Annotated in this window: 8 protein-coding genes and 2 pseudogenes; 4 read left to right on the top strand and 6 right to left on the bottom strand. The window is 67.9% G+C overall.

The genetic code is table 11. From position 1 onward, the window contains the following. Positions 1 to 104: 104 nt before the first annotated feature. Together ACFVH0_RS40300 and ACFVH0_RS40295 are read right to left on the bottom strand one after the other, a co-directional pair. Complete coding sequence (locus ACFVH0_RS40300) at positions 105 to 413, bottom strand: hypothetical protein (protein WP_385828406.1); 309 nt, start codon at positions 411 to 413, stop codon at positions 105 to 107. A gap of 149 nt (positions 414 to 562) precedes the next feature. After that, positions 563 to 1,024 (bottom strand): hypothetical protein, encoded by a 462-nt coding sequence (locus tag ACFVH0_RS40295; protein WP_385828405.1) that lies wholly within the window; start codon positions 1,022 to 1,024, stop codon positions 563 to 565. Positions 1,025 to 1,206: 182 nt separating this feature from the next. Here ACFVH0_RS40295 and ACFVH0_RS40290 point away from each other — a divergent pair, with 182 nt between their 5' ends. Next, complete coding sequence (locus ACFVH0_RS40290) at positions 1,207 to 1,506, top strand: hypothetical protein (RefSeq protein WP_385828404.1); 300 nt, start codon at positions 1,207 to 1,209, stop codon at positions 1,504 to 1,506. 196 nt (positions 1,507 to 1,702) lie between these two features. Continuing rightward, positions 1,703 to 2,677 (top strand): annotated as a pseudogene (locus ACFVH0_RS40285) (IS5 family transposase). Between the two features lie 108 nt (positions 2,678 to 2,785). Here ACFVH0_RS40285 and ACFVH0_RS40280 read toward each other — a convergent pair. Then, on the bottom strand, positions 2,786 to 3,397 hold the full coding sequence (locus ACFVH0_RS40280; RefSeq protein ID WP_385828403.1) for a chloramphenicol phosphotransferase: 612 nt from the start codon (positions 3,395 to 3,397) through the stop codon (positions 2,786 to 2,788). 24 nt (positions 3,398 to 3,421) lie between these two features. Then, on the bottom strand, positions 3,422 to 3,679 hold the full coding sequence (locus tag ACFVH0_RS40275; RefSeq protein WP_385828402.1) for a hypothetical protein: 258 nt from the start codon (positions 3,677 to 3,679) through the stop codon (positions 3,422 to 3,424). Positions 3,680 to 3,947: 268 nt separating this feature from the next. Between ACFVH0_RS40275 and ACFVH0_RS40270 the strand changes: the two genes are divergently transcribed. Further along, positions 3,948 to 4,163, top strand: coding sequence for a hypothetical protein (locus ACFVH0_RS40270; protein ID WP_385828401.1), 216 nt, complete (start codon positions 3,948 to 3,950; stop codon positions 4,161 to 4,163). A 509-nt stretch (positions 4,164 to 4,672) separates the two neighbouring features. On the opposite strand, the pseudogene ACFVH0_RS40265 reads toward ACFVH0_RS40270, so the two are convergent. Further along, a pseudogene (locus ACFVH0_RS40265) lies at positions 4,673 to 5,215 on the bottom strand (transposase); the annotation flags it as partial. After that, entirely contained in the window at positions 5,184 to 5,372 is a 189-nt protein-coding gene (locus ACFVH0_RS40260) for a hypothetical protein (RefSeq protein WP_385828400.1), read from the bottom strand. The pseudogene ACFVH0_RS40265 and the gene ACFVH0_RS40260, both read right to left, overlap by 32 nt. A 467-nt stretch (positions 5,373 to 5,839) precedes the next feature. Between ACFVH0_RS40260 and ACFVH0_RS40255 the strand changes: the two genes are divergently transcribed. Continuing rightward, the coding region (locus tag ACFVH0_RS40255) for a hypothetical protein (protein WP_385828399.1) at positions 5,840 to 6,791 on the top strand (952 nt) is incomplete at its 3' end.

The following is a 6,791-nucleotide window of genomic DNA, read 5'->3' as shown; positions in this document are numbered from 1 at the left end:
CCCCGGCTCGATCTCCACGGAGAGAGTGAGATCGGCATCCTGCTTCTCTCCGCTGACCTTGCCGGTCAGTTTGAAGTGGCCGATCTCAGCGGTGACAGGCGTAGTCATGGAAGAAACCTCCTGGTGTTCAGCGCAGTGGGAAAGCGGCGCAAGCTGGCCGCCTCCGGGTCGGAGGCGGGCACGGAGAACGTGATGTTGTCGAAGTCATCGCCGGCGTTAGCCGGTCTCGGTGAGGGGCATGCTGCGGTCACCTGACGTCGAGTGCTTGTGACCGGCCACGCCTTCCGGAGGGCCGTCGAGCCGATGAAGTCGTTGTCGTTCAGCGCGCTGATGCCGTAGGCATCGGGCTTCAGCGTCTGGTTCTTGCCCCTACGGCCGCGCTCGCCGAGAACGATCACGTAGCCATCGGCCATGATCCCCATCGACTCCCTTCACCTGGGACAAGACAGGGCGACCCTACGGACCAGGCCCCCGGCGACGACGGACTCGCCTCATCATTCATTCGTGCGTGTCCCGGTGTCCCGCCCGCGCGGGCGGGACACCGGAAGACTGCGGCGCACCGCTACTCCTCGTCCTGCTCCAGGATGTTCGCCTCAAGGAAGTCGGCCAGGCTGCCGACGATCATCGCCGACGCGAATGCCTTGTCGAGGATCTCCTTGTCCACCGCTTCCGTCTCCTTGCCGCCGTCGGTCTCGGGCAGGCCGAAGTGGTGGCGCAGGGCCAGCTGCTTGTCGACGATGACGGCGGCGGGCAACTTCCAGTCTTCGCCGAGGAATTCGAGGAGCTCGGGGACTTTGAGGTCGTCGGCGGGGCCGATGAAAGAGGTGACGGCGATCCAGCCGGCGTTTTTGCCGTCGTATTCGAAGTGCAGGTCCTGCTGGCGCTTCTTGGTCGTGCCGTCACTGAGCTTGAGCGACTGTTCGAAGGTGGCGGCCGCCGTCGTGTTCTTCTGCGTGTCCACGTCGACGTTGTCGGGGCCGAGGGTTTTGACGAGAAGGGAAGTGAAGTCGAGCCACGTTGTCATCGGTGTTTCTCCTGTTCTCTGGATGCCGGGGGTGTGCCCTGCACTCAACGGGCGTACCACCGCCTGGGTCACGGGCGAGCTGGGATGCGCCACGGCCCGGAGCGGTTCTGGCTCACTTTCCGTGGAGGGCTGACTGAGTGTGATGTCGGTGGTGTGTGGTGGGATGGCCGGACTCTGCTGTCGTGACCTGCTGGGAGTCCGCCTTGATGCCCGTGTACTCGTCTCTGACCCACGCCCTGGCCGCGGCCTTGGTCGATGTCCTGTGGTTCATCGAGGGCAGTGAAGATGAGCAGATGGATCCGGACGATGCCGTCAAGGTCCTGGAGGGTGTCGCCCACCTGGTCAGCAAGCTGTCGAGCGATCAGCGGAGCGAGTTGATCGACCTGCTTGGGACGATGGCTGAAGCTGAGTCCGACCCTGCGCGGCGCGAGTTTCTGGAAGGGTTCCCGGAGGGCTTCGGGCTCCTTGATGATGTGGTCTGACCTGTGCCTCAGGAGTAGAGCAGGACGCGTTTGCGGAGGAGGGCGAAGCCGGCCCGGCCGAACATCTGGCGTTTGAGCATCTTGATTCGGTTGACGTGGCCTTCGACGACGCCTGAGAAGCCGTTGTCGTACCGACCTTGTTGGGCGCCAGTTCGAGTGCGGTGACTCGGTCGCGTGATCTTCGGATCCGGCAGGCATGAAGGCGGGCCTCCTGTCCAGCTCGGGATTGTCGAAGTCCGAACGACCTGAGCAGGAGGCCCTCGTGTCGCAGTCTTGTGGGTCCGTGCCGGTACAGTCCAACTCGGTTGCCCGGTCGTGTGATTGCCTCGCTCACCGGTTCGGGAACGCGGGCGACCATCCGGGCCGCGAGCCCCGGTATCCCTCGGACATGTCGGACGCGGAGTGGGCGGTCGTGCGGGACGCGATGCCGATCCCGGCGTGGATGAACGGCAAGGGCGGGCAGCCGGAGTGCTACTGCCACCGTCAGATGTTGAATGCTGTGCGCTACCTGGTCGCCGGCGGGATCACGTGGCGGGCCATGCCGGGCGACTTCCCCGTGTGGGACCGCGTCTACGCGTTCGCCAGGCGCTGGGGCGCGCAGGGGCTGCTGGTCGAACTGCACGACCGGCTGCGCGGCCTGATGCGCGAGGAGGCCGGCCGCGATCCGGAGCCGACCGCCGCCATCGTCGACTCGCAGTCGGTACGGGCCGCAGCCACCGTGCCCACGTCCTCAGGGGGATACGACGCGGAAAAGAAAGTGCCGGGGCGCAAGCGCCACATCGTGGTGGACTGCCTTGGCCTGCTGCTCGCGGTCATGGTGACCACCGCGAGCGTCCAGGACCGCCACGCGGCCGCGCCGCTGCTGAAGCGCGTGCGGGACCGCCATAGGTAGATCATTCTGGTGTGGGCCGACTGGGGCTACGCGGGCCGCCTGGTCGTCTGGGCGAAGGAGAAACTCCAGCTCACCGTGCAGATCGTCAAACGCTCGGACGACGTATCGGGGTTCATGGTGCTGCCGAGGCGCTGGTGCGTGGAGCGGACGTTCGCGTGGTTGTTTCGCTCGCGCCGGCTGGTACGCGACTACGAGACGCTGCCCACCGTCCACGAGTGGATGGTCATGTGGTCGATGACCATGCTCATGAGCCTCAGGCTGGCCCGTCGGCGAGCGTGAACCGGCGCGGGGCCGGGCCGTACGTTGTCGCGCTCACAGGTCAGATCATGCCTGATCAGGTTGTGGTCTGCACCGATCGGAGACAAGGCGTGGCCGGTAAGCCCGCGGTCACACCTCCAGATACTCCTTTTCGAGCCAACGGCACACGTACGCGGCCACCTCGGCGGCCGACATACCGCTCGTCTCGACGACGAGGTCGGGTTTGGTGGCCTGCTTGGGCAGGCTGTTCTGATGCAGTGAAAGGCCGACCGGATGAGAGTGGCGGCGCTGCCGGTCAGCCAGCGGCTCGTCGGTGACCGAGAGCTCGATGAAGGCGACCCGGGCCAGCCCCCGTGCACGCAAGTCCAGGAGTCGACCTTCGAGGTCCGTGTTGACGACGGGCTCGAACGCCTGGCCGTCGACGATCACACCGACGCCAGCGCTGAGAATTCCCACAATCCCCGCGTTCATCGCGCGGAGCATGGCAATGGCGTCGACACCGTTGTTGATCCGGCGCGCCCCAGGCATGCACGGAACATCCTGGTAGGTGAAACCGCGTTCAGCGAATCGGGCATTTGCAACGCCACCGGCCCACTGTCCGGGAACCATTCGGTAAAGCTCGTCCACTCCGAAGCGCAGCAGGGGCTCACGGGCGTGCTCCTGGACGGCGGCCGCCAACGTCGACTTCCCGGCGGCGGAAGGCCCAGTGATCACGACGCACAGTGGGGGCTTGCCATCCATAGAGAACTTCCCTTGTCTCGATGCTCATGAGCCGCAGGATGGCCCGTCGGCGAGGGTGAACCGGCCAGGGGCCGGCTCGGCTGCCCAGCCGCGGTCCGCAAGGCGCTTCACCTTCGACCGTACCCCTTCCACGCTGGCCGGGCACAGCTCCAGCCCGAGTACGACGGCGATCTCCTGGCACGTCATCACCCCGTCCTTTTTCGTGCGGCGTTCCGCCAGGGCGGCAAGGATCTGCTGGTAGTCCACTGCAAGCACATCCGCGGTCAGCGCGGGCCGCCACACCGGCACGATCGAACCCGCCCGCGCGGCCCCCAGCGCGGGCGCGCGTGGCCAGCTCGCGGTCCTCCAACAACCCCACGACCGACGCCATCAGGCATCTCCACCGATGAGACAAAACGACAGCCTGAGCCTGCCTCGCCGACTCCGACGTCATGCCTGACCTGGGGAACACGTCCATCAAGTTCGATACAACAACGCCTTCTGAGTTCCAGGGCAGGGTGAGGCCGGCGATGACGGCATCGCGGTCACGGTCGATGCCTGCGGCGAGGGTATGGAGGCCGGAGAGGTCGTCTCGCCGGACGGCATCGAGCCACTGCGGCAGCCGTTCGCCCTGGCGCTCGGTGAGCATCTGGCCGAAGGAGCCGACGTGGCCGGTGAGGGCGTCCAGCTCAGGGCAGTGGACCAGAACGGCCTTGAGGCGGAGATGCTCCGTCTCGGTGAGGGTCTCGGGTCGGCGGAGGACCCATACGGCGACGACGCGGGGTGATGGTGGCTGAGCGGTGACGGGGCCCGGCGAGAGCCGCTTCTTCCGGAAACAGGCGCGAACCCGCTGGTAGCTGCCCTGATAGCCGAGCGGCACAATCTCCTCCCACACCGTCCAGGCGTTCGTGCGGCCTTGGTTCCAGCGGTCATCCAGGTAGGGCTTGAGGCGTCGAGTTTGGATGGCCGGCCCTGCCACTGCCTGTGGAACAGGTCCTCCGGGGTGGCTGCGTCGGCGAAGAGCTTGACGGTGCGGGAGGTCATGCGGAGTTGGCGGCCGATCGCCCGACGGCTGAGCCCGGCTGCCAGTAATTCGTGGACGGTCGCGTGCTTGGCGCGGGTGCGGTCAGCGAAGCGGTGTCCTCTCGGCCAGGGCGAGCCGGAGGGGTTGTCGAACTTCTCCGGTTCGGGGGCAGACTGGGCTGGATCTGGCGCCAGGACCTGCAGATATCCGCGGTGGTCTGCGACGCACCGCTCTGCAGCCTCGCTCAGGTTGTGCCAAAGATGCCACCTGTCCGCCACCTGCACCGCCTGTGGTGCCCCGGCCGTGGCACCTTCGGCGAAGAACGGGGCCCGATCGCGGCAGACCACCTCCACCTCGGGCCGTTTCGCGAGCCAAGCGGCCAGGCTGGATGCCTCACGGTCGGGCAGCAGATCCACTGGAAGCCGGCTTTCGACGTCGACCAGGACAGACCCGTAGTGACGCACTTTGCGGGTCGCGTACTCATCGACGCCGACCACCCGCGGGGCCGGAACTTCCGGATCGGGCAAGGCTTCTACCAGCCGCAGCACCGTACTGCGGCTCACGGACATGCCGAAGACTCTCGCCATGCGCGCACCGGCCCGACCGGCGAGCGCGAGGCCGACCGCGGCCAGCGCCGACCGCAGGCGCTCGGTCCGCCGGCCGTACCGACGGGTCAACCCTGGAAACCGTTCGGCGAAGGTCCGACGCCCGCACGAGATGACCGGGCAGAGGAACCTGCGGGCGCGCCAACAGAGATCGACCCGTCTGCCTCCACTGGGCACATCAGCGGGAAAACGTAGGCAGGAGCTGTGAATCCGCCGTGACCAGCTCCCGCATCCGGGACAGATGGCCCCAGCCCGTACTTCGAGCCTCTATGCGTACCGCCTCGTCGTCCACGTCGACGGACAGCACCACCACGTCGGCGAGCGACGGGAACAGCAACTCCTGCAGCCGGAGCACCACTTCTTCCACGGGCCGAACTGTCGGCCACACCGCACCCGGTACGGGCCAATTCCGGGCAACTTCCCCAGAGCCCACTCACCCGACAACCGTCACTCACCGTGCATGCTCCACGAAATGTGTGCCAGGACCGATTCTCGCGTACAGAGCCACCGCGGCCAGCATGCCCCGGGGTTGTCCCGATCGCGACGGGGATCGGGTTGTCCCGAGTGTGGCCGTACTCTGCGAGCAGATCCAGCAGCCCTTCCGTGACATGGCCCGGTATCGTTCCACGGGGCCGGGCCATTGGCCATAGGGGAGTCTGCATCGCGTGGCCGTTTGACCGTGGTCGCGTAGACCTCGGGGCGCAGGAGAGCGCCCAGGTGCGGGCTTGCCTGTGGGCCGCCCGGACGTCTTGAACACGCCGCGGCGCGCTCGGCGGTGCCTCGGGGGACGGGCGCTGCGAGGACGCCGCTCCCGCAGAATCGAGAGGGAGAAGGTTGAGCAGCGAAGACCAGGAGCCCGCCCCTGTCGGCGTGTTGAGTTTCCAGGGGGCGTGCGACCGGATCGTCGACGACTGGCAGTCGGTCAAGGGCTGGGGCGTGAACTGTGTCGTGGACCCGTCCGGTGCGCAGGGCGCGCAGGTGCTGCGTGGCGTGCACGAGCGGGTGCCCGATAGCGTCCTCGTTGAGGTAGCCGGGCGCACCGCCGACGAGGCACTTACCGAGGCCGTGACCGCTCTGGGGGTGCGGTTCAAGGCGCCGGGTGCCTGGTCACGGCGGCTGCCGAAGAAGCCGGCGCGGCTGATCATGCTCATGAACGCCGACTTCGCCGGACGTACGCGCACGAGCGGCGAGCCACTCCGTCTGCTGTCCGCCCTGAACCGTCTCGGCGGGCTGGGGCACACCGTGTTCGTGACCGTACGCGACCCAGGATTCGGCGACGGCACCTCCCGTACGCTTCGCCTCACGGCCCAGCCGCCGGCCCTGGAGGAGGTTCCCGCTGAGGTGCGGGCGCTGGCGCTGGCCGAGGTGGACCACGTGCCGTACGCCATCTGGCAGGAGTTGGTCGTGGGCCTGACCGGGCGACGCCCCGCCGCCGACCACCTGGCTCGCCTCGCCGTGGCCCGCGGCGAGCAGACCCGGCTCGTCGTGGATGCGGCCGCAGAAACGGTCGCGTTCCGCGACGAGACCGTCGCACGGACTCTGCGCGAACAGATCCCGGCCAAGGACCGGGCACGGACCCACCAGCACCTCGCCGACCACCTCGCGCCGCCCTCGGTGACGCAGCCGATAGCGCCAACGTACCCGGACGGCTGGTCGTCCACGGCCGGGCCGGTGGGCCGTTATGCGGCGAGGGGGGGGGGGGCCCCCAGGGCGGGCCACCCCCCCCCCCCCGGGGGGGGGGGCCCCGGCGGGGGGGGGGCCCCCGGCGCACCCGCCCGCACACCCG

Origin of the sequence: Streptomyces sp. NPDC127117, from assembly GCF_042677325.1 — a bacterium.
GTDB lineage: Bacteria > Actinomycetota > Actinomycetes > Streptomycetales > Streptomycetaceae > Streptomyces.
Note: the sequence above shows the minus strand (reverse complement) of the source record. Positions and strands in the feature narration are given on the sequence as shown.

Coding starts and splice junctions, on each gene's coding strand:
- ACFVH0_RS40270 (WP_385828401.1), top strand. CDS start 3,948: ATGGAGGCCGGAGAGGTCGTCTCGCCGGACGGCATCGAGCCACTGCGG.
- ACFVH0_RS40300 (WP_385828406.1), bottom strand. CDS start 413: ATGGCCGATGGCTACGTGATCGTTCTCGGCGAGCGCGGCCGTAGGGGC.
- ACFVH0_RS40280 (WP_385828403.1), bottom strand. CDS start 3,397: ATGGATGGCAAGCCCCCACTGTGCGTCGTGATCACTGGGCCTTCCGCC.
- ACFVH0_RS40295 (WP_385828405.1), bottom strand. CDS start 1,024: ATGACAACGTGGCTCGACTTCACTTCCCTTCTCGTCAAAACCCTCGGC.